Annotated in this window: 24 protein-coding genes and 2 pseudogenes; 23 read left to right on the plus strand and 3 right to left on the minus strand. The window is 44.4% G+C overall.

From position 1 onward, the window contains the following. Positions 1-78: 78 nt before the first annotated feature. The 4 genes from DW996_RS05805 to DW996_RS05820 all read left to right on the plus strand — a co-directional run bounded on the left by DW996_RS05805 (position 79) and on the right by DW996_RS05820 (position 6214). Positions 79-1389, plus strand: a complete 1311-nt coding sequence (locus DW996_RS05805) for a 5-bromo-4-chloroindolyl phosphate hydrolysis family protein (RefSeq protein WP_158575237.1) — start codon at positions 79-81, stop codon at positions 1387-1389. A gap of 31 nt (positions 1390-1420) precedes the next feature. After that, a complete protein-coding gene (locus DW996_RS05810; RefSeq protein WP_118535142.1) occupies positions 1421-2572 on the plus strand; it encodes a toxic anion resistance protein in 1152 nt (383 codons plus the stop codon). A gap of 91 nt (positions 2573-2663) precedes the next feature. Then, a complete protein-coding gene (locus DW996_RS05815; protein WP_243098683.1) occupies positions 2664-3539 on the plus strand; it encodes a glycerophosphodiester phosphodiesterase family protein in 876 nt (291 codons plus the stop codon). Between the two features lie 131 nt (positions 3540-3670). Next, positions 3671-6214 carry a family 78 glycoside hydrolase catalytic domain gene (locus tag DW996_RS05820; protein WP_118535144.1) on the plus strand — a complete coding sequence of 848 codons (2544 nt, stop codon included), beginning with the start codon at positions 3671-3673 and terminating at the stop codon, positions 6212-6214. Between the two features lie 50 nt (positions 6215-6264). Here DW996_RS05820 and DW996_RS05825 read toward each other — a convergent pair whose 3' ends face one another. Both DW996_RS05825 and DW996_RS05830 read right to left on the minus strand, forming a co-directional pair. Then, a complete protein-coding gene (locus DW996_RS05825) occupies positions 6265-7470 on the minus strand; it encodes an AraC family transcriptional regulator (protein ID WP_118280328.1) in 1206 nt (401 codons plus the stop codon). A gap of 2 nt (positions 7471-7472) precedes the next feature. Then, positions 7473-7709 (minus strand): hypothetical protein, encoded by a 237-nt coding sequence (locus DW996_RS05830; protein ID WP_118535145.1) that lies wholly within the window; start codon positions 7707-7709, stop codon positions 7473-7475. 198 nt (positions 7710-7907) lie between these two features. Here DW996_RS05830 and DW996_RS14100 point away from each other — a divergent pair, with 198 nt between their 5' ends. The 17 genes and pseudogenes from DW996_RS14100 to DW996_RS05910 all read left to right on the plus strand — a co-directional run bounded on the left by DW996_RS14100 (position 7908) and on the right by DW996_RS05910 (position 23513). Further along, a complete protein-coding gene (locus DW996_RS14100; RefSeq protein WP_330428796.1) occupies positions 7908-8303 on the plus strand; it encodes a hypothetical protein in 396 nt (131 codons plus the stop codon). A 32-nt stretch (positions 8304-8335) separates the two neighbouring features. Continuing rightward, entirely contained in the window at positions 8336-8749 is a 414-nt protein-coding gene (locus DW996_RS14105; RefSeq protein ID WP_330428820.1) for a sugar phosphate isomerase/epimerase family protein, read from the plus strand. Between the two features lie 68 nt (positions 8750-8817). Further along, positions 8818-9579 carry a response regulator gene (locus tag DW996_RS05840; RefSeq protein WP_118535146.1) on the plus strand — a complete coding sequence of 254 codons (762 nt, stop codon included), beginning with the start codon at positions 8818-8820 and terminating at the stop codon, positions 9577-9579. 77 nt (positions 9580-9656) lie between these two features. Further along, on the plus strand, positions 9657-10574 hold the full coding sequence (locus tag DW996_RS05845) for a hypothetical protein (protein WP_118535147.1): 918 nt from the start codon (positions 9657-9659) through the stop codon (positions 10572-10574). Between the two features lie 11 nt (positions 10575-10585). Beyond that, positions 10586-11116: a hypothetical protein gene (locus tag DW996_RS05850; RefSeq protein ID WP_118535148.1), complete on the plus strand. Its 531-nt coding sequence runs from the start codon at positions 10586-10588 to the stop codon at positions 11114-11116. Positions 11117-11131: 15 nt separating this feature from the next. Continuing rightward, positions 11132-11839, plus strand: a complete 708-nt coding sequence (locus tag DW996_RS05855; RefSeq protein WP_118535149.1) for a LytR/AlgR family response regulator transcription factor — start codon at positions 11132-11134, stop codon at positions 11837-11839. Between the two features lie 3 nt (positions 11840-11842). Next, positions 11843-13165 carry an ATP-binding protein gene (locus tag DW996_RS05860; protein ID WP_118535150.1) on the plus strand — a complete coding sequence of 441 codons (1323 nt, stop codon included), beginning with the start codon at positions 11843-11845 and terminating at the stop codon, positions 13163-13165. A gap of 132 nt (positions 13166-13297) precedes the next feature. Beyond that, positions 13298-16270: a glycoside hydrolase family 3 protein gene (locus DW996_RS05865; protein ID WP_118535151.1), complete on the plus strand. Its 2973-nt coding sequence runs from the start codon at positions 13298-13300 to the stop codon at positions 16268-16270. Positions 16271-16405: 135 nt separating this feature from the next. After that, positions 16406-16698, plus strand: a pseudogene (locus DW996_RS14790) (SulP family inorganic anion transporter); the annotation flags it as partial. A gap of 297 nt (positions 16699-16995) precedes the next feature. Further along, entirely contained in the window at positions 16996-17898 is a 903-nt protein-coding gene (locus DW996_RS05875) for a substrate-binding domain-containing protein (protein ID WP_118280323.1), read from the plus strand. A 38-nt stretch (positions 17899-17936) separates the two neighbouring features. Further along, on the plus strand, positions 17937-18788 hold the full coding sequence (gene pstC, locus DW996_RS05880; protein ID WP_118280322.1) for a phosphate ABC transporter permease subunit PstC: 852 nt from the start codon (positions 17937-17939) through the stop codon (positions 18786-18788). A 12-nt stretch (positions 18789-18800) separates the two neighbouring features. Then, positions 18801-19643 carry a phosphate ABC transporter permease PstA gene (gene pstA / locus DW996_RS05885; protein ID WP_118280321.1) on the plus strand — a complete coding sequence of 281 codons (843 nt, stop codon included), beginning with the start codon at positions 18801-18803 and terminating at the stop codon, positions 19641-19643. A 28-nt stretch (positions 19644-19671) separates the two neighbouring features. Next, positions 19672-20430 carry a phosphate ABC transporter ATP-binding protein PstB gene (gene pstB / locus DW996_RS05890; protein WP_243098684.1) on the plus strand — a complete coding sequence of 253 codons (759 nt, stop codon included), beginning with the start codon at positions 19672-19674 and terminating at the stop codon, positions 20428-20430. 9 nt (positions 20431-20439) lie between these two features. Further along, complete coding sequence (gene phoU, locus DW996_RS05895; protein WP_118280320.1) at positions 20440-21090, plus strand: phosphate signaling complex protein PhoU; 651 nt, start codon at positions 20440-20442, stop codon at positions 21088-21090. An 89-nt stretch (positions 21091-21179) separates the two neighbouring features. Further along, positions 21180-21851, plus strand: a complete 672-nt coding sequence (locus DW996_RS05900) for a winged helix-turn-helix domain-containing protein (protein ID WP_118535153.1) — start codon at positions 21180-21182, stop codon at positions 21849-21851. A 1-nt stretch (position 21852) separates the two neighbouring features. Beyond that, positions 21853-22734 carry a PAS domain-containing protein gene (locus DW996_RS05905; RefSeq protein WP_118535154.1) on the plus strand — a complete coding sequence of 294 codons (882 nt, stop codon included), beginning with the start codon at positions 21853-21855 and terminating at the stop codon, positions 22732-22734. Continuing rightward, positions 22719-23513: a sensor histidine kinase gene (locus tag DW996_RS05910; protein WP_118535155.1), complete on the plus strand. Its 795-nt coding sequence runs from the start codon at positions 22719-22721 to the stop codon at positions 23511-23513. The genes DW996_RS05905 and DW996_RS05910 overlap by 16 nt, the downstream gene beginning before the upstream one ends. 2 nt (positions 23514-23515) lie before the next feature. Here DW996_RS05910 and DW996_RS05915 read toward each other — a convergent pair whose 3' ends face one another. Next, the gene (locus DW996_RS05915; protein ID WP_118535156.1) at positions 23516-24382 is read right to left on the minus strand and encodes a putative ABC transporter permease; all 867 of its coding nucleotides are present in this window, start codon (positions 24380-24382) and stop codon (positions 23516-23518) included. A 171-nt stretch (positions 24383-24553) separates the two neighbouring features. Between DW996_RS05915 and DW996_RS05920 the strand changes: the two genes are divergently transcribed. After that, entirely contained in the window at positions 24554-25111 is a 558-nt protein-coding gene (locus DW996_RS05920; RefSeq protein WP_118535157.1) for a biotin transporter BioY, read from the plus strand. A gap of 116 nt (positions 25112-25227) precedes the next feature. Continuing rightward, positions 25228-26599, plus strand: a pseudogene (locus DW996_RS05925) (MATE family efflux transporter). Positions 26600-26616 lie beyond the last annotated feature (17 nt).

Here is a 26616-nt window from a genome sequence, read left to right on the forward strand (position 1 = left end):
CTTTACAAACATTGCAATTTCAGGCGCTTTCGTATATCATAAAACTAGATTTTTATGGTATGCGGAGGCGTTCTTTTTATGGCAGATAATAATTGGGATGATTTGGGCGAAGAATTAAAAGATGCGGTCAATGATGCGATCAACAGTGGAGACTTTGGAGATTTGGCGGGTTCCATCGGTGATATGGTCAATGGCGCACTCTACTCATTTAGCAAAGGGGTATCTTCCTCTATGCGCGATGCCTCCCAAAGAGCAAATGACAGAAATCGTATGGCGGGTGATATGGGACGCATGGCTGGAGATATGGGACGTATGGCAGGCAATATGGGGCGCATGGCTGGTGGCATGGGCAGAGCCTTTGGGCAAGCCGCAGCCCAGATGGCAGGCGGTGTGGCGCAGATGGCAAATGACATGAGCGCACGTCAGCGCGCGGATATGGCAGCAAGTCAGGGACTTCCTCTTTATGACAAGAGCCCGGCAAAGGCATCCTGTGTCCTGATGATGGCGATCGGTTATCCCCTCATGGGTCTTGGTATTTTCTTTTCAGCCGTGATGGCATTCGCATTTGGCGTTGCCGGATCCTATTTCCTGGCACCGCTGATCTTATTCCTTGCCATGGCAGTCGGCGGTACGGCATTGGGGATCGGTGGCACCAACAGGTTTAAAATGCTCAGCCGTTTTTCAAAATATACCTATCGTTTGGAGGAACATGCTTACATATCCGTGGAGGAACTGGCAAAAAAGGTTGGCAAATCCGTAGACTATACCATGAAGGATCTGGAGAAGATGATCGGACAGCATCTTTTCTATCAGGCACATCTGGACTATGATAATAAATATCTGATCTTATCAGACCGTACTTATGAGCAGTACCAGATGGCGCGTGAGGACTTCAAAAAAGAGCAGGCAGAGAAGAAAGCAAAAGAGGCAGAAGAAGACAAGTTGCCGGAAGAATGTCGCAAACTCATTGCGGAGGGACAGCGTTATGTTGCCCATATCAGAGAGTGCAACGATGCCATTCCGGGTGAGGAGATCTCCCGCAAACTGGATAAGATGGAGCAACTGGTACAGCGTATTTTTGAAGAAGTCAAGATCCATCCGGAGGTGGCAGGAGATCTGCACAAGATGATGGAATACTATCTGCCGATGACGGAGAAGTTATTAGACTCTTACCGCGAACTGGATGCACAGCCGGTAGCCGGTGAGAATGTGACCAAGACCAAGCATGAGATTGAAGATGCCGTAGATTCATTGAACGTGGCATTTGAAAAATTGCTGGACTCTTTATTTGCAGACCGTGCATGGGATATTTCTTCCGATATCTCGGTGCTCAACACTATGTTGGCACAGGAAGGTCTGAAAGAAGACGATTTTTCAGCAAAGAAATAGATCATAAATAAAAAGGACAAGGAGAAGAGACATGGGAGAAGAATTTAAGGATTTTACGACAACGCCTACACTGACATTTGGAGAGACACCGGACACGCAGGAATTGCCGAGCACAGTCGCAGAGGAGACAGAGTTTGTGGCAGATTCTGCATTTAACGAGAACAATCTGACAGCAGAAGAAAAGAAGATGGTCGAGGACTTTTCACAGAAGATCGATCTGCACAACTCACAGGCTATCTTACAGTATGGCGCAGGAACCCAGAAGAAGATGGCTGATTTTTCCGAAAATGCACTGAAAAATGTACGCACCAAGGACATGGGCGAAGTCGGAGATATGTTATCCGGTCTGGTCGTGGAACTCAAGAGTTTTGAGATCACAGAGGAGGACAAGGGAATTTTAGGACTCTTTAAAAAGTCTGCCAACAAAGTGACCGAACTCAAGGCAAAGTATGACAAGACAGAGACCAATGTCAACAATGTATGTCAGGCATTGGAGAAGCATCAGGTAACACTGATGAAGGATATTGCACTTTTGGATAAGATGTATGATGCCAACCTTTCCTATTTCAAGGAATTATCCATGTATATCATTGCCGGCAAGCAGAAACTGGAAGAAGTCAGAAATGGGGAACTTGCAGAAGCCAAGGCAAAGGCACAGGCAAGCAATCTGCCGGAGGATGCACAGGCAGCCAAGGATATCGAGGCTATGTGCGATCGTTTCGAGAAGAAACTGCATGATCTGGAACTGACTCGTATGATCTCGATCCAGACAGCACCGCAGATCCGCTTGGTACAGAACAATGACACCATGATGGCAGAAAAGATCCAGTCAACATTGGTCAACACGATTCCTCTTTGGAAGAGCCAGATGGTACTTGCCCTTGGTATCGAACATTCCAATCAGGCAGCCAAGGCACAACGCGAAGTAACCGATGTTACCAACGAACTGCTCAAGAAGAATGCAGACCTCTTAAAGACCGCATCTGTTGAGACAGCCAAGGAGTCCGAACGTGGTATCGTGGATATGGAGACTTTACAGCATACCAATGAGACCCTGATCTCAACCTTTGATGAAGTCATGAAGATTCAGGAGGATGGACGTGCAAAGAGACAGGCGGCTGAACAGGAAATGCAGCGTCTGGAGACCGAACTCAAGAACAAGATGTTGGAAGTTCGCGGATAATATAGTATAGGATGTAAATGCCATGCGCAAGACTTTTTGCGCGTGGCATTCTTGTTTGTCTAAAACGAAAAAACAGGCATAGTTTTTACAAATGACAAGAAAGAAGGGACACAAGATGCTTACTGTTTTAAAAGTGATAGGAATTATCATCTTAGTTATTGTTGTACTTTATTTACTCATGATCATGCCGCGCATGATAAACCGTCCGGATTTTACACCTTTTCAAGGGCGCTTGTATGCCCACCGTGGTTTACATGACAATGAGACCAACGCACCGGAAAATTCCCTGAATGCTTTTCAAAAAGCAGTGGATGCCGGATACGGGATCGAACTGGATGTGCAGTTGACCAAGGATGAGATCATGGTCGTATGCCATGATTTTGACTTGAAGCGTATTTGTGGGGCAGATGTCAAGGTGCGCGACCTGACTTTTGAGGAGTTGCAGGGCTATCATATCTGCAAGTCTGATCAGACCATTCCGACCTTTGAGGAAGTTCTGCGCCTGATTGACGGCAAGGTGCCGCTCATTATTGAATACAAGGTGCCTGGCATGAGCGCCAAGGTATGCGAGATGGCAGATGCTCTGTTACAGGACTATAAGGGGCTTTACTGCGTCGAGTCTTTTCACCCTTTAGCCGTGCTCTGGTATCGCCGCAATCGCAAGGAGATCGTGCGTGGTATCTTATCCGACTCCTACATAAAGGAGGGCATGACTGACATGCCCAAGGTTGTTTATGGCATTACCCATCATATGCTGGTCAATTTCCTGATCAGCCCGGATTTTATTGCCTACCATCATAAGTATTATAAGGATCTGTCGCGCACTTTATGTCGCAAACTCTATCACGCACCGGCAGTGGCATGGACGATCAAGAGCCAGCAGCAGTTGGAAGATCGTAAGGATGATTTCGACATCTTTATTTTCGACTCTTTCCTGCCAAAAGACGGACCGGTCTTTAAAAATTAGGCAAAGATAAGCAATATTCCGACAGAAAAACAAAATATCTAAAAGCACAGGACTTGTGGACTCCTATAATAAACTTATCGTATCAGAAAAATGACGAGTTTCGTTAGAGATAAGCAAAAAAGGAGACAAGTATGAAAGCAATCAGATTACGTTGTGAACAAATGGAAAATCCATTGGGGATTGATGTGCAAAAGCCATGTCTTTCCTGGATCTGTCAGGATGGTATTCATCAGACTGCCTATGAGATCGAGGCAAAGACCGGTGAAGATGTCATATACAACAGCGGCAAGGTAGCAAGTGACAGCATGAATGTCATGCTGGATGCAGATCTTGCAAGCAAGCAGCAGGTTGTCTGGCATGTGCGCCTGTGGGACGAAAAGGATGTCTGCGGCGAGTGGAGTCAGGATGCTCATTTTGAGATGGGGATTATCAAGGCAGATCAGTTTGTGGCAAAATGGATCAACCCGGAGGGACAGATCAATACGGACGAGATGCAGCCGGTATCTTATCTGCGCAAGACCTTTACTTTTGACGGAAATGCCAAAGATGCAAGAGCCTATGTCAGCGCACATGGTATTTATGAGGTCAGGATTAACGGCAAGCGAGTGGGCGATTTTGTCCTTGCTCCGGGAACATCTTCTTATGACAAGCAGATGCCATATCAGACCTATGATGTGACAGAACTTTTGGAAAACGGAGAAAATACCATTACAGCAGAAGTGGCAGATGGCTGGTATCGCAGTTATTCCGGCGTTGATGGAGACAGAAATCTTTTCGGTACCGAGCTTGCCTTTTTCTTCCAGTTGGAAAATGCCGGACAGGTCATCTGTATTTCGGATGAGACATGGGAGGTTTCCCAGGCAGGACCGCTTCGTCAGGCAGATATGCAGATGGGCGAGGTCTATGATGCAAATAAGGAAGACATTACGGATTGGCATGGCGTAAGTGTAGTGGATGCAGACAATAGTCTATTTAAGGCGACCAACAGTGTCCCGGTGCAGGAACATGAGCATTTTGAAGGAAAGATCATGACAACTCCAAATGGCGAGACCGTGATCGATTACGGACAGAATTTGGCAGGTTATATCTGCTTTACCTTAGAGGCGCATGAAGGCGATCGTCTTGTCCTGACACACGGCGAGGCACTGGATGAGAACGGCAACTTTACGGCAGAGAATTTTCAGGATCGCAAGCGTCATAAGGGCGGCGGAACCGAGCAGAAGGTTACCTTCATTTGTAAAGAGGGAACGAATACCTATCATACCAAGTTTTCTATCTGGGGATTCCAGTATGCTAAGGTGGAGACTGATATCGACCTGAGTACCGCACATTTTGAATCCATTGCCGTGTATTCCGCTATGGAGCAGATCGGACATTTCTCCTGTGGCAATGCAGATGTCAACCAGTTGGTGCACAACAGTATCTGGAGCCAGAAGTCCAACTTCTGTGATGTGCCGACGGATTGTCCGACCAGAGAGCGTGCCGCATGGACGGGGGATGCCGGCGTATTCGTAGATACCGGTATTTTCCTTGAGGACTGTTACAGTATCTTCCGCAAGTGGCTGGGCGAGTGCCGCCTTATGCAGTACGATGACGGAAAGATTGCAAACATTGCACCGCTGAACAGTAAGCCAAGTTTCTTCTCAGGACTTTTGTCAGGTTCGACAGGCTGGGGCGATGCTTGTATCATCGTGCCATATGCTCTTTACAAGCGTTATGATGATGTGCGTATTTTGGAAGAAAATTACGATATGATGAAAAAGTGGTACGCTTTCCTTGAAGATCGTGCCAAGAAAAAGGACATCAAGAAGATCTTTAAGAAAAAGAGCCCATATCGCGATTATACGATCGAGACAGGTATCGACTATGGCGAGTGGTGTGAGCCAGGCGTAGACTCTGCTTCCTTGATGGGAAAGACACCGGTTGACTCTGCTACTGCATATTTTGCACATTCCGGTAAAATGTTATCCGAGATCGCACAGATCTTAGGGCATGAGGACGAGGCAAAGCATTACGCAGAAGTTTCCGAGAAAGCGACCCTTGCTTTTCGTGATGCGGCAACAGAGAATGGTAAGATCATAGGTGAGCGTCAGGCACCATATGTCAGAGCCATTGCCTTTGATCTTTTGACGGAGGAAGACAAGAAGCAGGCAGTCGAAGACCTGAATGCTCTTGTAGTAAAGAATGATTATCATTTGAACACCGGCTTCCTTAGTACGCCATTCCTTTGTCAGGTCTTGGCGGAAAACGGACATACCGACACGGCTTATCGTCTGCTCTTGCAGGATACGGCACCAAGTTGGCTTTATGAGGTGAAAAAGGGTGCCAATACCGTCTGGGAGACATGGGATGGTATCAACGAAAAAGGGGAAGTGCATGCTTCTTTGAACCATTATTCCTATGGTGCGATCTGTGGCTGGCTCTTTGGTGGTGTCTGCGGTATCCACTTAGAGAATAAGCATGTTACTATCCATCCATACCCGGATGCATCCTTGGGGTATGCGCATGCGGAGTATGTCTCTCCGGTTGGAAAGATCGTCAGTGCTTGGAAGTATGAGGGAGATAACATCCATTACACCTTCGAGATCCCGGCGAACGTGACAGCGGAGGTCTACTTAGAGGACGGGCAGAAAGTGACCTTGGAAGCAGGAAAACATGAGATTGTATCAAAGTAGGATTGCTTCACAAGAGTATAGAGAAATGATAAAAAGGCTGTAGCGTTTTGCTACAGCCTTATGTTTTGTTTACGGTATTCACCCGGTGCGATTCCGGCAATCTTTTGGAAAGAGTCCGAAAAATAAGATCTGGAATTAAAGGATAATTCAATACTGATATCCAAAATGCTCATATTGGTCGTACTGAGGAGCACCTTGGCGCGTTCAATCTTTTCACGCATGATGTACTCGGTAATGGTACAGCCCATTTCCTGCTTGAACTTGCGGGAAAAATAGTATTCGGAATAACCGGCGCGCTCTGCCAGATCACCAATGGAAAGTTTCTCATTGATATGCACGCCGATATAATCACAACAGTTTTTGACGATCGGTGAGATGCCGTCGGTGTGTTTGGCTTCGCAAACTTTCTGGAAATAGACTGTTTGCATTTCTTCTATAACAGTACCGTTATCATCCAGAGAAACGGAGTCTTCAATGCGCTGCCCGTAAAAGTCACAAAGATCATAGGCTACGTTTGGAGAGACACCACCCTCAATCGCGGCGCGCGAGATCAGGGTCAAAAGCACAAAGGCATTGTTTTTGGCGGCACGTAGACTGTTTTTGGGATTGTGCTTGACCCCATTACTCAGATGAGATGAGTTCTGCAGAGCCTTGCTATAGTCCGGGTTTCCATCCTTGAAAAGACGCAAAAATTCCTGCTCGGAGGCCCAGATGCCGTGATGCTGTTGCGATGATGGAACAATGGAAGGATTTTCGTAGTTTCCTTTGTTCTGTACGCTCTCGATGGTGTTTATATCAATGGCTGTTCCGCTGATCAGATAGTGCAATTGACTAGCATAACTCATCATGACATTGCTTGCAACAATGGGAAGAGAGGTCAGCAGTTTGGAGACGTTTGCCTTTGTCTTGATGGACAGGTTGCGCTGATCCATAGCCTTTACCAGTTCGTTGTAGGAATTTTCTCCGGTAAAGGTTGGCCCTAAGACATAGAATTTTTTTAATTGGTTGTCAACAATCTCAAAGTCAATCAGCCAGGCAAGGTTGAAAAAGGAATAGATAAAGCGAGGATGGGAGGGCAATCCACCGTTTAATGCAGGGGGAACCTGCAGTTGGAACAAAGCATCAAAACCCTGATAGTCATCCCCGGGATAGGTGGTAAAAAGCATCTGCATATGCTCATCATAGATCCAGCCAAAGAGATTGTTGGTATGTAAGAGCAAATCCATATAGGACTTGATCTGTTCGTCCTTGGTCATGCTTAGTCCTCACATAAAAAATCGGCCAGAAGGCTATAATCTTCCTCATTTACACAACGGACAGAGCCGTTTTCCAATATACTTTCTTTTTCTGCAATGGAGCAGAAAACATACTGACTCAGTGTAGATGCAAGATTCAGGATATCTCCCTCATTAGAATCAAAAAACACGTCGTTTTTGCATGCTTTTACTGCGATCAGAAACTTGGCTAAATCGGTATCTTTTTTTAATTTTCTCATGATAAAATCCTCCTATCAAAAAGAATGCACATAGGTGCAACATGAAATCATTATGATTTTAACACAGATCAGAAAAAACGTGAAGAAAAGATGACGAATTTTCTGATAGGAAATACAAAATCTGGTCGAAACAATGTAAAGAGGCAGATAAAATTGTATAGGTAAAAAAAGATTTATAGATTTTTGGAGGAAAAGAATATGGCAATAAAAGCAATACAGCAGTTTCAGTTGCGCACCGTGATCGGTACAGAGGCAAAGGCGAAAGAGACTTTGCGCCTGATGGAAGAGGCAGGATACGATGGCATTGAACTCTGTAGTTATATGATAAAGCATATGTCGCTTACCATCCGCGCAATCACACGTCTTGCAGGCATGCCGATGGGAAAGAGTGGAAATCTGGACTGGCATGCGCTTCTGGCTGATACCAATTTAAAGGTGGTCAGCATCCATCAGGATCTGGGCACTTTGAAGCGTGTTCCGGAGGAAGCCATCGCAGAGGCAAAATCCTATGGAACAAAATATATCGTTATCACCGGAATGCATCATTTTGATTATTCTGACAAAGAGGCTGTGGATGGACTGATCGCAGACTGAATGCCTGCGGGAAACGTCTGAAGGCGGATGGTATCGAACTCCTTTATCACAATCACAACTGTGAGTTCCGTAAGATTGATGGTCAGACGGCTTATGATCGCATCATTGAAAACACGGATCCGGAATACGTTAATTTTGAGTTTGACTCTTACTGGCCGACAGAGGCAGGTGTTAATACCGTAGAACTCATGCGGCGTCTGGGAAGCCGTATCAAGTTGTATCACATCAACGACAGAGGCAGCCGTGTAGAGGGAAAGACTTCCTCTATTCTGACCTCAGACAGTATGGAACTGGGTTACGGCAATATGGATTTAAAGACCATGGTCGATATTGTGAAGGAAAATGGTGTGGATGCTGTTGTTCTGGAAAGTCATAAGAATTGGGTAGATAAATCCCCGATCAAGTCCTTCCAGTTGAGTGCCAAGTTCATGAATGAGAATGTCTAAACTTTAGTTGCCTATCACACGAAAAGTTGTTAAAATAAATCTATATGAGTTCGTGAGGTGGGGGATATATGAAAAAGGTTTTATTCGTTGGACATTTTAATGACCAGACAAAGCAGATACAAAAGGAACTGTCAAAGTTTGTCTCTATCCAGTTATGTTCGGACAATGTGACGATCGCTGAGAGCATGATGGGCATTTATGAGCCGGATCTGGTGTTGGTAAATGTCGAGGGATTTACGGACGGTCATCTGGAATTTTTCCAGATCTTAGCAGAAAAATATGTGATGACTCCTGTTGTTATCATTGGCAGTGAGGCGGCATATCGCCGCTATGCTCTTTATGATATGTCAGGGCAGGTATCTTACGTGGATCCGCAGGATATGGCGGAAAATGGTGTCTTGGAGGCGCTGATGGCACGCGTGGACATTGATGCGGAGGTCTTGCCGGATGGCTCGATCGTATCCAAGGATGATCGAAAGATCGTCTTGGTGGTGGACGACAGTCCGATGATGCTTCGCAGCATGAAGCAGATGTTAGAGGAACGTTATCAGGTGACACTTGCCACTTCCGGCCAGCAGGCACTGACCATGATCGATAAGCGCCAGCCGGATCTGGTTGTTTTGGATTATGAGATGCCGGATTGCGACGGTAAGGAGACCTTGGAGTTGATCCGCTCAAAGGAAGCGACCAAGGATATACCAGTTGTTTTTCTGACCGGACATGGAGATGCGGAGCATATCCGTTCTGTCTTGGATCTCAACCCAAGTGCATATTTCCTGAAACCGCCAAAGGCAGACAAGATCCTGGAGGTCTTAGGACAATTATTATAAATATGACAGGCTGTATTCCCCGAGAGGAAGTACAGCCTTTTTCTGCGTTGTAAAAAGAGGAGAGAAAGGAAATCAGTATGAAATGCTTGAGTTGCGGTAAGAATTTTGACTATGAAAAATATTATGGTATCTGCCCAAAGTGCGGAACATATAATAAGCAGGCGCCTAAGACAGATACGACGCAGACGTTCCAGGAAGAGTTTGTGCCAACCAAGGAACCGAAACTGACCCAGAAGCCAGAAATAACCCAGGAGTCAGAATCAATCTTATTTTCACAAACAAAGGAAGAAAAACAAAAAAGAATGCGGAAGAATCTTATACTTTGGATTGCCATTCTGGTTGCGTTGTCCATTATTTTGACGATTGTCCAGGGAATCGTGACAGGTTATCTGGGGGCATCAGATTATAGGGAAAAGAAAAGAAAGAATATTGAAGAAGTCGCCATAGAAAAGTCAGATCTGGGTGAGGCCCATACGATTGAAAACGAGTATGGCCGCACACTTACCGTGGCAAAAGCGGAGGTGTTAGCAGAAGCCGATACCATCGGAGGCTTCCCGGCGGGGCAACGACTGATTGCAGTGCGTATAGAGTCCAATAAGGTAGACGGTATAAGCTATGATACATATACACATGCACCGGTAAAAGATTTTTACATATCTTATGATGGTACATATCGTTCAACGGTACCAAATTATAAATTAACCAGTGGTGGTTATGATGATATTATTGGTAATCGACAGTCCATAGATTCTTATGAATTTTCTGATGCGGGTTCTCATACGGGATATTTGTTTTTCTTTATACCTGCGGATGCGCAAAAGATTGCTTTTGTGTATAGTGTAGTGGATACCGAAAACTGCGATCTTATAAAATATGTAAAGGTGCCGCTGGAAATAGATGTGCAGCGGGACGAGGCAGAAGCACAGTCGGCAGAGGAAACGATAACGACACTGCCGGCTAAAGAGGATGCAGCAGAAAAACCGGTCGTGGACTAAGGAGGGGCAAAATGGTGAATGAGTATGGAAGAAACCGACAAGGAAAAGGTCTTTTGATTGTTGTTCTCGTGATTGTTGTCTGCATGTTCATAGGTAGCCTGGTTCAATTTTTGGTTACTATTGGTGAAGTGCTTGGTGGACCATCTTATGTGGAGAGTAAAGCGGTATTAGATGGAGATGTTACGATTTCCTATCTTGGAAAGAATTATATGGATAATGCAAAAAGTGGATATTCTTACTATATGATTGATGTACCTGTGTATAACAACGGAAGTTATGAGATGGGGACAGGGTATGAAGTGCGTCTACAAGTAGAAACGGAAGAGTGGGATGAGGTAGAAGAATTTAACATGACGGATAACAGTGAATTCGCATATTCTTATGAGGATTTGGTACCACCAGCAACATCCGGCATCGCTCATAAAATCTATTTGATTAGAGATGGTGTGAAAGAAGTGAAGGCGACGTTCTATGAAAGTAGCGATGATTATTATGATGGAAAAAATGGAACCGAATTTGTATTAAAAGTACCGACAGAATAGTGGGTGAGTAGTGCTATGCGAATTGCAATTGTAGAAGATGAAAAAGAGTTTGCAAAACAACTGATGAACGACCTTGATAGATATGGGAAAGAGAGTGGCGTTGTAATGGATGTGCGCTGGTTTACGGACGGTGCACAGATTGTAGGAGATTATCGACCAGAATGGGATTTGATTCTTTTGGATATTGATATGCCAACAATGGATGGAATTACGACGGCAAAGGAAATACGTAGGCAGGACGCTGGTGTTCTTTTAATGTTTGTTACGAATTTGGCCCAATATGCAATTAAGGGATATGAAGTCGAGGCCGTTGATTATGTGTTGAAGCCGATTAATTATCAGGCATTTAAGATGAAAATGAATAAGGTGATGCGTATTTATCGCAATACGCAGGAAGAATTTGTTATGCTAAAAAAAGAGGGGGAAATAAAGCGTATCCCATTGTCACATATTTATTATATTGAAGTGACGGGACATCGCATGATTTATCATACATCAGAAGGGATTATTGAAAAATCAGGAGAGCAGACATTAACGGTATTAGAGAGGGAGCTGCATGACAGAGGGTTTGCCCGATGTAATGCTTGTTATTTGGTAAATTTACGATTTGTAGATACGATCACGGAACAAGAGATACGTGTGGCGGGGGAGTGTCTTACGGTTTCACGAGGAAAAAAGAAGGCTTTTTGTGAAGAGTTAATGGAATATGCGAGAGGACATTGATAAATGGGATGGAGTATGCGAATTTTATGTCCTGATTTTGTTCAGGAATTATTGGTAATATCTGTTATTTTTTATATGTTTTTACCAAAACGCGATCATACAAGAACTCGTTTGATTGTGGCGGTTTTGATATTATGGATTGGAATAGCTACGGTTAGTTTACATTTAATTGGGCATGTAAATATGTTTACCCCTCTTGAAAAATATGCCCCCATATTTATCTGGTATTCGATTTTTTATTTAGGAATACCACTGTTGGGCGTATTTTTATTTTTTGTTATCACGACAAAGATAACAATGGCAGATGCACTATATGCAACCTCACTTGTTTATGCTGTTCAGCATATTGGATATTGTGTTACTACATTTGTATCTGGAAAAACGGTGACACATACGATACTTGTGACTTTGATGACGTGGTTTTTTTATTTGCTTGTTACGGTTCCATTAGCTATTTTTTTATCGTATTCTTTCCATTGTGAACAAGGATATGGGGTGTCTTGGACGAAAGCACTTTTAAATTTTTTGCTTATTTGTTTTTTGGCATTGTTTTTAAATTGGGGTGTGCGAAATTATACCGTAGAAACGAATCAATTTTTTTATAATGCATGTAACATATATGACATGTGCTGTTTGTTATTTATACTTCTGGTGCAGATACAACAATGTCGGGAGGTTGAATTAAAATCAACCATTGCAGTGGAGCGTATGTTGCGCGATAAAATGAAAGAGCAATATGCGGTTTCTAAGGAGAATATTGAGATTATCAATCGCAAGAGTCATGATTTAAAACATCAGATTGGAATGTTGCGTCATATGCCGGCAAATGAGGAGAGGGAGGACTTCTTAACGAAATTGGAACGAGATGTGACGATTTATGATAATACCATGCAGACGGGCAATGAGGCTCTTAACATTGTTTTGACAGAAAAAGGCCTTCTTTGTTATGACCAGCAGATACAATGGACTTGTATGGTAGATGGGCACTTGATGGATTTTATGAAAACAATTGATGTATATACATTGTTTGGAAATGCGCTAGATAATGCGATTGAAGCATGCCGCAAAGTAAATGAGGTGGATTGTCGTGTGATTTCTGTTACAGTTTTAAAGCGCGCTGGAGTAACTGTGGTGGAAATAGAAAATTATTTTGATGGTGTTTTACAAAAAAATGGAAATCAACTCATGACAAGAAAAACAGAAAAGTCATCTCATGGACTTGGTATGGGAAGTATGCGTCAGATTGTGGATACCTATGGCGGAACTATGAAATGGGAAGCGAAGGATCAGATTTTCTGTCTTACAATGGCGTTTCCTTTTGCATAAAAACAGATTAGGAAGAAGAACTGCAGTTTATGCAGAGATTTCCAAATAAATAATTTCATAAAGTATAATTCTTATACAAGGATATAAAGTAGGAGGGGCTCCTGCTTTTCTTTTGAAGGAGGATTAAAGTTTATGAGTAAAGCAAAAAAGCAAAAAGTCAAACGTCCACATCAAATTAGAAGGATGGCTGGTATGATTGCAGCATGTCTTTTCCTGGTCGTTGTAATTGTGGCTAATGTAGCAGTGAGTATGCTGGGAGATGTTATGAATTCATATCTTAGCAGCAATAATATTGATGCTACAAATATGGAATCTGCATCAAAATCTGCACGAAAGCTGTCGAAGGAGGCGGAAAAAGATAGTGCAGTTCTTTTGCAAAATAAGGAAAATACGTTGCCACTATCTTCGGATGTAACAAAGGTTAACGTGTTTGGCTGGGCAGCAACAAATTGGCTGGGTGGCGGTTCTGGTTCTGGAGGTGTGACACAGGTTAAAATTGATTTTCTGAAATCGCTCGAAAAATATAATATTTCTTATAATGAAGAGCTGATTCAAATGTATCAGAATTTCCAGAACAAGCGAGAGTATGATCGCACGCTTGCGGCATGGCCAGAGCAGACGGCACGCTTGTATGAACCATCTATCAGTGATGCCAATTATTACTCTCAGGAGTTATTAGAGGACGCAAAGGCGTATTCAGATACAGCATTTGTTGTTGTTGGTCGTTGGAATGGAGAAAGTAATGATGCTACGCAGAAACAGTATAAACGTACAACAAAAGATGGCGATATCATTACAGATGAAACGAAAACGCAATTAGAATTATCAACAGAAGAAATCGAACTTCTACAATATGTTGGTGAAAATTATAAAAACGTTATTGTGGTTTTAAACACAGGAAATGTTATGGAAATGGGACAAATAGAAAGCATTCCTGGTGTAGACGCTTGTGTGATGGCAGGTCTTACAGGTAGTTATGGCGCAGAGGTTTTGCCAGAATTACTCTGGGGAGAGGATTCCTTCTCTGGAAAGACAGTTGATACATGGGCATATGATATGGCATCAGCGGCGAGTTATGCGAATACAGCAGAAAATGGTGTCGGTAAGTATAGCGGCGCAGAAGGTTTGTATCCTGCAAATGGTACGTTAGATGGAAATCTTGGAGAAGAATATTATTATGATCAAGTGTCGTATGTTGACTATGCTGAGGGTATTTATGTGGGATACAAATGGTATGAAACAGCAGACACAGAACATTATTGGGATAATGTATCAAATGAATATGGACAGGGTTATGAGGGGGTTGTTCAGTATCCATTTGGCTATGGACTTTCCTATACAGATTTTTCGTGGGAAGTAACGAAAGCACCGGAAGATGGTCAGACAATTACGGATAAGGATACGCTTAGTTATAAGGTAAAGGTTACAAATACAGGTAAGGTTTCAGGTAAAGATGTTGTAGAACTTTATTACAATCCGCCATATACGGCAGGTGGTATTGAAAAAGCATCTGTAAATCTTGCTGCTTTCGCAAAGACAGATGTTTTAGCACCAGGTGAAAGTCAGGAAGTGACATTGACAGTTGATGCAGCAGACATGGCATCGTATGACTGCTATGATGCAAATAGTAATTCGTTTTGCGGTTATGAATTAGAAGCAGGAGATTATGAATTAACATTACGTAAAAATGCGCATATGATTGCAGATGGAACATCCATGACATCGAAAGTTTCGGTTACGGACACTATTTGCATGGATAAAGATGCAACCACGGGAAAAGAAGTATCTAACAAATTTACCGGCGAAGATGCCATAGATGGTGTGAGCCTGGATGGTAAAGATTCTAATCAAAATATTACATATCTGACAAGAAAGGATTTTACTGGAACGTTCCCGACGGAAAATGTAGATACAAGAGCAATGGCAGATAATGTGAAGGCTTTGAATTTGTATACAGCAGATATGGCAAATGCCTGGATTGATGATTCTGATAAAGATATAGAAACCGGAAAAGATTATGGTCATCTTCTGACAAAGGATGGAAAGCTAACAGAATTAGGATATCAACTAGGTTTGAATCCAGAGGATGAAAAATGGGAAGAAGTGTTAGATCAAGTGTCTATTAAGGAAATGGAAGCACTAGTTTATCATGCATATGCACATACAGGAGAAGTAAAGAGTGTAGGAAAACCGGCAACATCAGATCAAGATGGACCGTCTCAGATTGGTGGATTCTTTGGAAATAAGAAGAGTACAGGATTCCCAAGTAGTTCCACAATGGCATGTAGCTGGAATGCAAAATTGTTTGAAAAAGTGGGTCTTGCAATTGGAAAAGAAGCAGTAGCCAGTGGTGTGCAGGGTTGGTATGCACCTGCAGTTAATATTCATCGAAGTCCATTCAATGGTAGAAATTATGAGTATTATTCAGAAGATGCATTGCTTTCTGGAGTCGCCTGTGGAAACACTGTTGCAGGTGCAAAACATGCAGGTGTTTACTGTTATGTAAAGCATTTTATTTGTAATGATGGAGAATCTTATATTTATCGAGACAGTGTTTATACGTGGATGAGCGAGCAGGCATTACGTGAAATATACTTAGAACCATTCCGTATGCTTGTAGAGGAATATGATGCAACAGGTCTTATGACTTCATATAATCGTATTGGCGCTGTATGGACAGGAGGAAGTCAAGCTCTTTTGACAGGTGTTTTACGTGATGAGTGGAATTTCCCTGGAGCAGTAATTACAGATTATTCTGACTGGCATGAATATATGAATGGTGATCAGATGCTTCGTGCTGGTGGAGACCTCTGGATGGACGGTATGGTCAAAGGCGAGACAACGTGTGAAACATCATCTAATAGTTATAAACAGGCATTGCGTCAGGCAACAAAACATACGCTTTACATGTATACCAATGCACTTGCTGAAAATGCGAATTACGCCAATGAAATCGGTGATGATAGCATGATTAGCGAAATTGGTAATAACAGTAGTGTTATAAATAAAATACTGATTGTTATGGATGTGATGGCAGTAGTATTTATGGCATTGGGTATCATGGGGGTTGTTAAAGACCAGAAATTGAAGAAAGAAATGAAATAATAAATCAACACCTTTAAGGAAACGTCGTAGAAAAATCAAGTTTCCAAAAAGGTACAAGAAATCCTATTGCACGACTCGCATGTGCTCCTTACTATAGTTAAGGGCATTATGAAAGAGGGAGCAATAGGATTTTTTATGGAAAAGTTAAAACCAAAATTTTTTACAACGATTCGGGATTATTCGAAAGAGCAGTTTATAAAGGATGTTATATCAGGAATTATTGTGGCAATTATCGCGTTGCCACTTTTTCGATTGCATTAGTACTTGCCTCAGGCGTAACACCGGAAAAAGGTATTTATACGGCGATTATTGCCGGATTTCTTGTGTCGTTTCTAGGTGGTTCTAAGGTACAGATTGCAGGACCGACAGCTGCTTTTGCGACAATTGTTGCAAAAAGTGGTATGGACGGACTGATCGTAGCGACGATTAACTGGCAGACATCGTTCCAATATGGAACGGATTGCACAGGGCGTAGGAAATGTTGGCTCTGCATTGTAACAAAATAGAATACACTTTGTAAAATGAAATCCATGTTGTCAGTAAAAGCTGGCGATATGGATTTTTTTGCGCCGGGTTCTCCCGCCTTGGAAACGACGCAAAAGCCAACCACCATTTTTAACACAATTTTTACAGAGACCATACATTTCATTTTACAAAGTGTTTGTATCATATGTCTTGTAAACGAAATAGAAAGAAAAAGTCAAAACGACAAAAGGAGATCAAAAATGAAATTGAAGGAAATCGCCGCAACACTTCTTGTTGCAACATTAGCACTGGGTACCATGGTAGGATGCGGAAGTAAAGGAAATGACAATACAGCCGATAGCGCAGATCAGACAGGAGCATCCGGGGATATCACCATTCTTTCTCGTGAAGATGGATCCGGTACAAGAGGTGCATTCGTAGAACTCTTCGGTATCGAGGAAAAGGATGCAGACGGCAACAAGGTTGACATGACAACCGAGGATGCAAAGATCACAAATTCTACCTCTGTTATGATGACAACTGTTGCAGGAGATGTAAATTCTCTTGGATATATTTCACTGGGTTCTTTAAATGACACGGTAACAGCTGTAAAGATCGATGGCGTTGAGGCGACCGCAGACAACGTTTCCAACGGTACATACAAGATTGCCCGTCCATTCAACATCGCCACCAAGGGCGAGGACTTAAGTGATGCAGCACAGGATTTCGTAAACTATATCTTGAGCAAAGACGGACAGCAGATCATCACAGACAATGGCTACATCAGCGTAGGCGAGGGTAAGGAATTTACATCCAACAATGCATCCGGAAAACTCGTGATCGCTGGATCATCTTCTGTAACACCGGTTATGGAAAAATTAGTAGAGGCTTATAGCAAGGTCAATGCAAACGTTGAGATCGAGGTACAGGAAAGCGATTCTTCAACCGGTATGCAGTCAACGATCGACGGCTTGTGTGACATCGGTATGGCATCCAGAGAACTAAAAGATTCTGAAACTGAGGCAGGACTTGTAGCAACAGAGATCGCAAAAGACGGAATCGCAGTTATCGTAAACAACGAAAGTGGAATCACAGATTTAACATCTGATCAGGTAAAGCAGATCTACACAGGTGAGATTCTTACATGGGATGAAGTGAAATAGAAAATCCCGATATTCAAGGAAATGAGAAAGGTCAGAATATGAAACATTTGAAAGAACAGATAATGAAGGTCATCTTTTTCATAGCGGCTTGCACTTCGGTGTTAGCCGTTGCCTTGATTTGTATCTTTTTATTCGCTAACGGACTTCCGGCGATGGGAAAGATCGGACTTGGCAAGTTCTTAACCGGCGTGATATGGAAACCTTCAAATAATATATTTGGTATATTGCCTATGATCATGGGCAGTATCTATGTGACAGCCGGAGCCATTATCATCGGTGTGCCGATCGGACTCTGTACGGCTGTTTTTATGGCGCATTATTGTCCGAAAAAGATCTACGGTATCTGTAAGGCGGCAGTCAATCTGATGGCAGGCGTGCCATCCGTAGTCTATGGCTTCTTCGGACTGGTATGTATCGTGCCGCTCATGCAGGACTTGACCGGACACGATGGCTCTACCATGCTGACAGCATCCATCTTACTTGGCATCATGATCCTGCCGACCATTGTCAGCGTCTGTGAAGCCGCTATCCGCAGTGTTCCGACACCATATTATGAAGGAGCACTTGCCCTGGGTGCGACCAAGGAGAGAAGCATTTTCCTTACGGTCATCCCGGCGGCAAAGTCCGGTATCGTGGCAGGTATCGTGCTGGGCATCGGCAGGGCGATCGGAGAGACGATGGCAGTTGTCATGGTTGCGGGCAATCAGGCACGTATGCCAAAGGGCATCACACGAGGTGTGAGAACCCTGACCTCCAATATCGTATTGGAAATGGGCTATGCAGCAGATCTGCATAGGGAAGCCCTGATCGCGACCGGCGTTGTCTTATTTGTATTTATTCTTTTGATCAACTTATGCGTGGCGGCACTCAAACGTCAGGACGCAAAGTAAGGAGGCAAGGCAATGAAACAAAATTTAAAAACAGCATTAAAGCATCCCCTGTCGTTTTTGCTTCGGATCTTCATCTTATTATCCGCAGCAATTACCATGGGCGTCTTGCTCTATATCATTATTTTTATCGTGGCAAAGGGGGCTCCCCATCTGTCATTAGATCTTTTTGCATGGGAATATACTTCGGACAATGTTTCCATGATGCCGGCAATCATCAATACCCTCATTATGACAGGATTATCCCTCGTGATCGCCGTGCCGCTTGGTATTTTTGCAGCCATCTATCTGGTGGAATATGCAAAGCGCGGCAGCAAATTGGTAAAAGTCATCCGCATGACCGCGGAGACCCTATCGGGTATCCCATCCATTATTTATGGTCTGTTTGGTCTTCTTTTCTTTGCAACCTATTTGCATTGGGGATACTCTATGTGGTCCGGGGCATTGACCTTAGTTATTATGATCTTGCCACTTGTTATTCGTACGACTGAAGAAGCCCTTATTGCCGTGCCGGATATGTATCGGGAAGCCAGTTTTGGACTGGGCGCAGGAAAACTGCGAACCATCTTTCGGATCATCCTGCCGGCAGCCGTACCGGGCATTTTATCCGGTGTCATTCTTTCCATTGGGCGAATTGTCGGAGAGACAGCTGCCCTGATCTATACTTCAGGAACCGTGGCACAGACGGCGACCGATCTGACAAAGTCCGGGCGAACCCTTGCTGTGCATATGTATAGCCTTTCGCGTGAAGGGCTGCACATGGATGAGGCATATGCGACAGCGCTTGTCCTACTGATTCTTGTTGTATTGATCAATGCCATATCCGATGGCATTGCAAAAAAAGTTTCAAAAGTGTGAGAAAGATAAAAAGGAGTCAATAAAACATATGGAGAACAAAGCAAAAATTTCCATTCAGGATCTGAATTTATATTATGGCGATTTCCATGCCCTAAAAGGCATTAACATGGAATTGCCGGAAAAAGAAATCTCTGCCTTTATCGGACCAAGTGGCTGTGGTAAGTCTACTTTGTTAAAATCTATCAACCGTATGAACGATCTGGTAGAGGGTTGCAAGATCACCGGGCAGTTGAGATTAGATGAAGAAAATATTTATGGTGATATGGACGTCAACCTTCTGCGCAAGCGTGTCGGCATGGTGTTCCAGAAGCCGAATCCTTTCCCGATGAGCGTCTATGACAACATTGCCTACGGACCGCGTACCCATGGAGTGCACAGCAAGGCGCAGTTGGATGAGATCGTGGAGACCTCTCTGCGCCAGGCGGCGATCTGGGATGAGGTCAAGAACCGGCTGAAAAAGAGCGCACTGGGCTTGTCCGGCGGGCAGCAGCAAAGACTCTGCATCGCAAGAGCACTTGCCGTCAAGCCGGAAGTTCTGCTTATGGATGAGCCGACTTCTGCACTGGATCCTATTTCTACGTCAAAGATTGAAGATCTGGTGATCGAACTGAAAAAAGATTTTACCATCATCATGGTAACGCACAACATGCAGCAGGCAGTGCGCGTATCGGATAAAACAGCCTTTTTCTTACTTGGAGAAGTCATTGAATACGGAGAGACGGAGCAGATCTTCTCTATGCCGAAGGAGAAAAAGACAGAGGACTATATTACAGGTAGATTTGGTTAAGGAGGAAGTATGAGAAATCGATTTGACAGACAGTTGGAAGAACTGCACGTAGAACTGATCGAAATGGGAAGTATGTGTGAGGATGTGATCCGCAAGACCTCAAAACTCTTGCAGTCCGGGGATGCAAAAGTGGCAAAGGAGATCCGCAAGGAGGACAGCAATATTGACGAACAGGAGCGTCTGGTGGAGAGCCTTTGTTTAAAACTTCTCTTGCAGCAGCAGCCGGTAGCGAAAGACCTGCGCAAGGTTTCCGCAGCCTTAAAGATGATCACGGACATGGAGCGTATCGGCGACCAGGCATCCGATATTGCGGAGATCATTGAAACGACAGACTTTAGTGTACCGACAAATGATGTAAAACTGGCAAAAATGGCAGAAACGACCATAGCCATGGTGACGGAGAGCATTGACGCCTATGTTAAGCAAGACTTGGAACTGGTGCGTGAGGTCATTGCCCGAGATGATGAAGTCGACGATCTTTTCCTGGAAGTCCGTCAGGAGATCGCAGACGATATGGTAGAAGCCGGGGATCCGATGAGCAGTCTGGATCTTCTTATGATCGCAAAATACTTTGAGCGTATTGGTGACCATGCGACCAACATTGCAGAATGGGTTGAATTTTCTATCACAGGGACCCACAAGGATGCAGATATTTTATAAATTTTATTTGCAAGATCGTCCGCGGTGCAATACTATGATAGTGATATGAGACACAGGAAACGCGAGTTGGAGATCATGGAGAAGATCATATGATTTATTATGTAGAAGATGAAAAGAATATCCGGGAACTGGTTGAGTATGCACTGCTGGCAAATGGATTTGAGATCAAATGTTTTTCGGAGGGGGCGGCTCTTTGGCAGGAACTGCGAAAAGATGTCAGACCGGAGTTGATCCTTTTGGATATCATGCTGCCGGGAGAGAATGGTCTGGAAATCTTACATCGCTTAAAAACTGATGGCAAGACCAAGGATATCCCGGTTATCATGGTGACCGCAAAGGGAAGCGAATACGATAAGGTCCTGGGGCTTGACAGCGGGGCAGATGATTACATAGCAAAGCCTTTTGGCATGATGGAAATGGTATCGCGCATCAAGGCGGTCTTGCGCCGCACCAAAAAGGAAGATGCAGGGGATGATCTGGTCTATGAGGATATCCGGGTCTGCAATGCGTCCCATAAGGTCTTTGTGAAAGATCGGGAAGTGGAACTGACCAAGAAAGAATATGATCTTTTGTCCCATCTGATCCGCAATCAGGGCGTGGTACTGACCAGAGATCAGTTATTAAACAGCATCTGGGGTTATGATTTTGACGGCGAAACGCGTACTGTGGATGTCCATGTCAGATCCCTGCGGCAAAAGTTAGGACCGGCAGGAGACTATGTGACAACCGTCCGCGGGATTGGCTATCGGATAGGGGAATGATATGAGAAAACGCATTTTTAGAAGCACGGCAATTCTGGTGACATTGGCGATCCTTGTTACCTTTGTCACTGCTTTTTTCTTTATGTATAACAAATTAGAAGAAAATATGACGGAGCGCGTGGATAACGAGGTGGATTATCTGGCAAAGGCTGTGGATGAACTGGGAGGAACTTCCCTTGAAACAGGTCTGGCAGATGGTGTGACCGGGCGCATTACCGTAGTCGATGCCGTCGGTAATGTCTTGTATGACTCTTATGAGGATGCAGCAGAGATGGAAAATCACGCATCCCGACCGGAGATAGCCCAGGCGATGAAAGAGGGCAGGGGAAGTGCCAGCCGCTACTCGACGACTTATGCCAAGCGCAGTTACTATGCAGCCGTTCGTCTGGATAATGGACAGATCCTGCGCGTGGGGGATACGATCGACAGCGTCTATGGGACCCTTTTTCCGGGCGTTTTCATGTTGCTGCTGCCATTGGTCTTACTGCTGATCCTGAGTTTTTATCTGATCGACCGGACGACAAAGCGCATGATGGAGCCTTTGGAGGCAATCGACCTGGATCATCCGCTGGAAAATGTCGCCTATGATGAACTGGTGCCTTTTCTGCGTCGTATCGCAGACCAGAACGAAGCCTTGAAAGAACAGGTGCAGGAGCGCAACAAGCAGCAGCAGGAATATGTAGCCATTACGGAAAATATGAAGGATGGTCTGATCGTGACCAACCGTCACCATGTGCTTTCCATCAACCGGGCAGCCCAGCGTATTTTTGAGATCAAACCGGAAGAGTGTATGGGACAGAATATCATTGTCGTAAACCGCAACCAGAAGTTGAAGGAAGTGGTGGACGCGCGCTTGCCGGAAAAGACATGGTCAAACATATGACCATTGATGATGTGACCTATGAACTGCATGGAAATCCGGTCATCCAGGACGGCACAAATACCGGTGTTGTCATCTTCATTATGGATGTGACCCAGAAAAAGCAGTTGGAGAATATGCGGCAGGAGTTTTCGGCAAATGTATCTCACGAATTAAAGACACCCCTTATGTCGATCTCCGGCTATGCGGAACTTTTAAAGGATGGGATCGTGCGGCCGGAAGATCAGAAGGAATTTGCCGGTAGGATCTATCAGGAGGCAGCCCGCCTGACAACACTGGTACAGGACATCATCCGCCTGTCAAAACTGGATGATGAAAATCTGGAACTGGAAAAAGAGACGATTGATCTGTTTGAGATGAGCAAGGAGATCATTGAGACTTTACAGCCTGCGGCAAAGAAACGGCATATCTCCATTTCTTATCAGGGCAAGCGTTTGTCTATCAGTGGCATGCCGCAGATCATTTATGAAATGCTTTACAATGTATGTGACAATGCCATTCATTACAATAAAGATGAGGGAACGGTGGTTATCACGACCGAAAAGACAGAAGAAGGCATCTGCTGGAGCGTGGCAGATACGGGAATCGGTATTCCACTGGCAGAGCAGGAACGTATTTTTGAAAGATTTTACCGCGTGGATAAGAGCCATTCGCGTGCGACCGGCGGCACGGGTCTTGGACTTTCCATTGTAAAGCACGGCGCAGAATTACATGGAGCGAGTGTCCGTGTGGACTCCGCCCCGGATCAGGGAACCACGATCACCATCGTATTCCCTGCCTAAATTTATTTTTGTCTGTTGTGGCGTTTCTCGTCGATCATGGTGCGCATACGCTGGCGCAATTCATTGCCATCTTTACTGCGCTTGAAGCCTTGGATACTGAGCAGGGTACTTTTCTGTGCAGCAGATGAGGACAGAAAAAGACTTTCCAGACGCTCTTTGGTCAGACGTTCGCGCAGGGCGGCAGCCTTTTCTTCTGCCAGTTCCTTGCGGACAAAAGCGCTCTCCTGGATCTGTTCGGACTTCTCGATCATGTTGCCGATGGCATCGGCTGCCTTGGTATCCAGTTTCTCGTAGGCACTTGCGATCTGCTCGTTGATCTCGCTTTCGATCCGGTTGAAGTTCTTGGCAAAATTGGTCAGGGCGGAAATCGTCAGAGCCATATCCATGCCAAATAAAAACATAAAGACCAGCGACAGGGCTTCCATCAGATAGACATTGGTATCGTGTGTCATGCCGCTGACAAAAGGATAAATGACGCGGACGACCAGAATGCCTGCCAGTCCAAAGCCGATGGATGCCGGCAGGCAGACACGACCATTGATATTGCAGATAACATTGCTGTAGTCCCACCAGTAAGCGTGGAAAAGTTTTTCCAGCGCCCAGGAAGTCGTATATTCCAAAACGATACTGCCAAAGAAGCAGATCAAAAAGATCTTTAAGTTGCTGGCTTCCTGCATACCGGAGATGGGAAACTCCGAAAACAGGATGGAGGCAAGCAGGGCACCGACTCCGTAGATGGGAACGATGGGACCGTGCAAAAATCCGCGGTTTTCCCAGTGATGCTTGCGGATGGTACAGTAGGTGGATTCATAGATCCAACCCATGAAACTGTATATGATGAACCAGACAAAATATTTGCTTACTAACATAGAATTATCCTTTCTTTGAGCTGCTACCGGTGCTAAAGATTATACAAAAATAAGATACTATAAGAAATACTAATAGTCAAAATAGAAATATGTAATTTGACAAAGATTAAACAATCTTTTATTCTGAGTAAGGAAAAGTTATAAATAAGACAAGTTAAAGGAGAAGTTATCATGAATGCACAGACAAAAACAACAGCACTTCGTACCGTAGACATTGCGTATATCGGACTCTTTGTTGCAGTTATGGCAATCTGTTCTTGGATTTCCATTCCGGCAACGGTTCCATTTACCTTACAGACATTTGCAGTCTTTATGGCAGTAGGTCTTTTAGGAGGAAAAAGAGGCACGATCGCAGTTTTAACATATGTATTATTGGGAGCCATTGGCGTTCCGGTCTTTGCCGGATTTTCCGGTGGTATTGGCGCCCTGCTCGGCAATAGCGGCGGTTATATCGTTGGCTTTGTTTTCTCTGCCCTCGTTATGTGGGCTATCACAGCAAAATTTGGCGAAAAGACATGGGTATTAGGTCTTTCTATGGTATTAGGACTGATTGTATGCTATGCTTTTGGAACCATGTGGTTCATGATCGCTTACACTGCAAATACAGGTGCTGTCGGCATCGTAGCCGTACTTGGCTGGTGTGTTATCCCGTTTATCATTCCGGATCTCTGCAAGATCGGTATTGCTTTGATCCTTACCAAGCGTCTGAAAAGACATGTAAAATTATAAGAGAAACGGTTCGCTGTCAGGAAGCACATCCTTTGGGGTGTGCTTTTTTATTTGTGTATTCTTACTGGTAAATCAGAGGAATTTGTGTAAAATAAAATGGAAAAGAGGTTATATTTATGGAAAAGGAAATCAGATCGGACAATCCTTTGGGATATGTCCCGGAAAATAAACTGCTGCGCCAGTTTGCCATACCAAGCATCATCGCCATGCTGGTATCGTCCCTTTATAATATCGTAGACCAGTTCTTTATCGGTAATGCGGTAGGGGAGTTGGGAAATGCGGCGACCAATATCGCCTTCCCCCTCAACACGTCCTGCGTGGCGATCGCGCTTTTGATGGGTATCGGCGGTGCGTCTACCTTTAATCTTTCTATGGGGCGGGGAGACTCTAAGGGCGCCGGAAAATACATCGGCAATTCGGCTACGGTCATGCTGGTATTAGGCGTTGTCTTATCCGCGGTCACACTTTTATTCTTAGCGCCGCTTTTGCGCTTTTTCGGTTCGCCGGAAGAAGTCCTGCCTTATGCTATGGAATATACGAGGATCACGGCATTGGGCTTTCCGTTTTTGATCCTGTCTACCGGAGGCGGACATCTGGTGCGTGCAGACGGTAGTCCAAAGATGACCATGGCGATCAACATTGTCGGTGCTGTGGTAAATACAGTTCTGGATGCCATCTTTGTCTTTGGTTTTGGCTGGGGTATGACAGGAGCCGCGGCTGCAACCGTGATTGGACAGGTCATTGCCAGTATCATGGTTATTGTCTATCTGTCACATTATAAGACTGTGCCATTGCATAGGGACGCTTTTTTGCCAAAGGCAGAGGTCGTCCTTTGGGTTGTATCGCTTGGCGCGGCACCTTGCTTTAACCAGTTGGCAATGATGCTGGTACAGATCGTGCTCAACCGTACCCTTAAATACTACGGCGGTCTGTCCATCTACGGCGAGTCTATCCCGATCGCCTGCTCCGGTATCATCGCCAAGGTATCCATGATCGTCATGGCATTTGTCATCGGTATTTCCCAGGCTTGCAGCCGATCGTTAGTTTCAACTATGGGGCAAAAAAGTATGGTCGCGTGAAGAAATCCTACTTTATGGCGATTCGCATTTCTGCTGTCATCTGCGTGATCTCCTTTGTCCTTTTTCAGGCATTTCCGAGACAGATCATTTCCATCTTTGGTAACGGATCGGAACTTTACTTTGATTTTGGCGTGAATTTCTTCCGCAAGTACCTGTTTTTTATCTGCCTGTGCTTTATGCAGCCGATTTCAGCCAACTTTTTCACGGCGATCGGTAAACCGAAAAAGGGTATTTTTATGTCGTTGACAAGACAGATCATCTTTCTTCTGCACTGCTTCTGATCCTGCCGCGTTTTATGGGGATCGACGGAGTCATGTATGCGGGACCGATCGCGGATCTGGTAGCGACGATCGTCTGCATAATACTGGTTGTTCTTGAGATGCGCAGACCGGAGTTTGCAAAGAATTAGATGATTTTGGGGGATTT

The sequence above is a fragment of the Roseburia sp. AM51-8 genome (assembly GCF_003478275.1).
In the GTDB taxonomy this organism is placed as follows: Bacteria; Bacillota; Clostridia; order Lachnospirales; family Lachnospiraceae; genus Pararoseburia; species Pararoseburia lenta.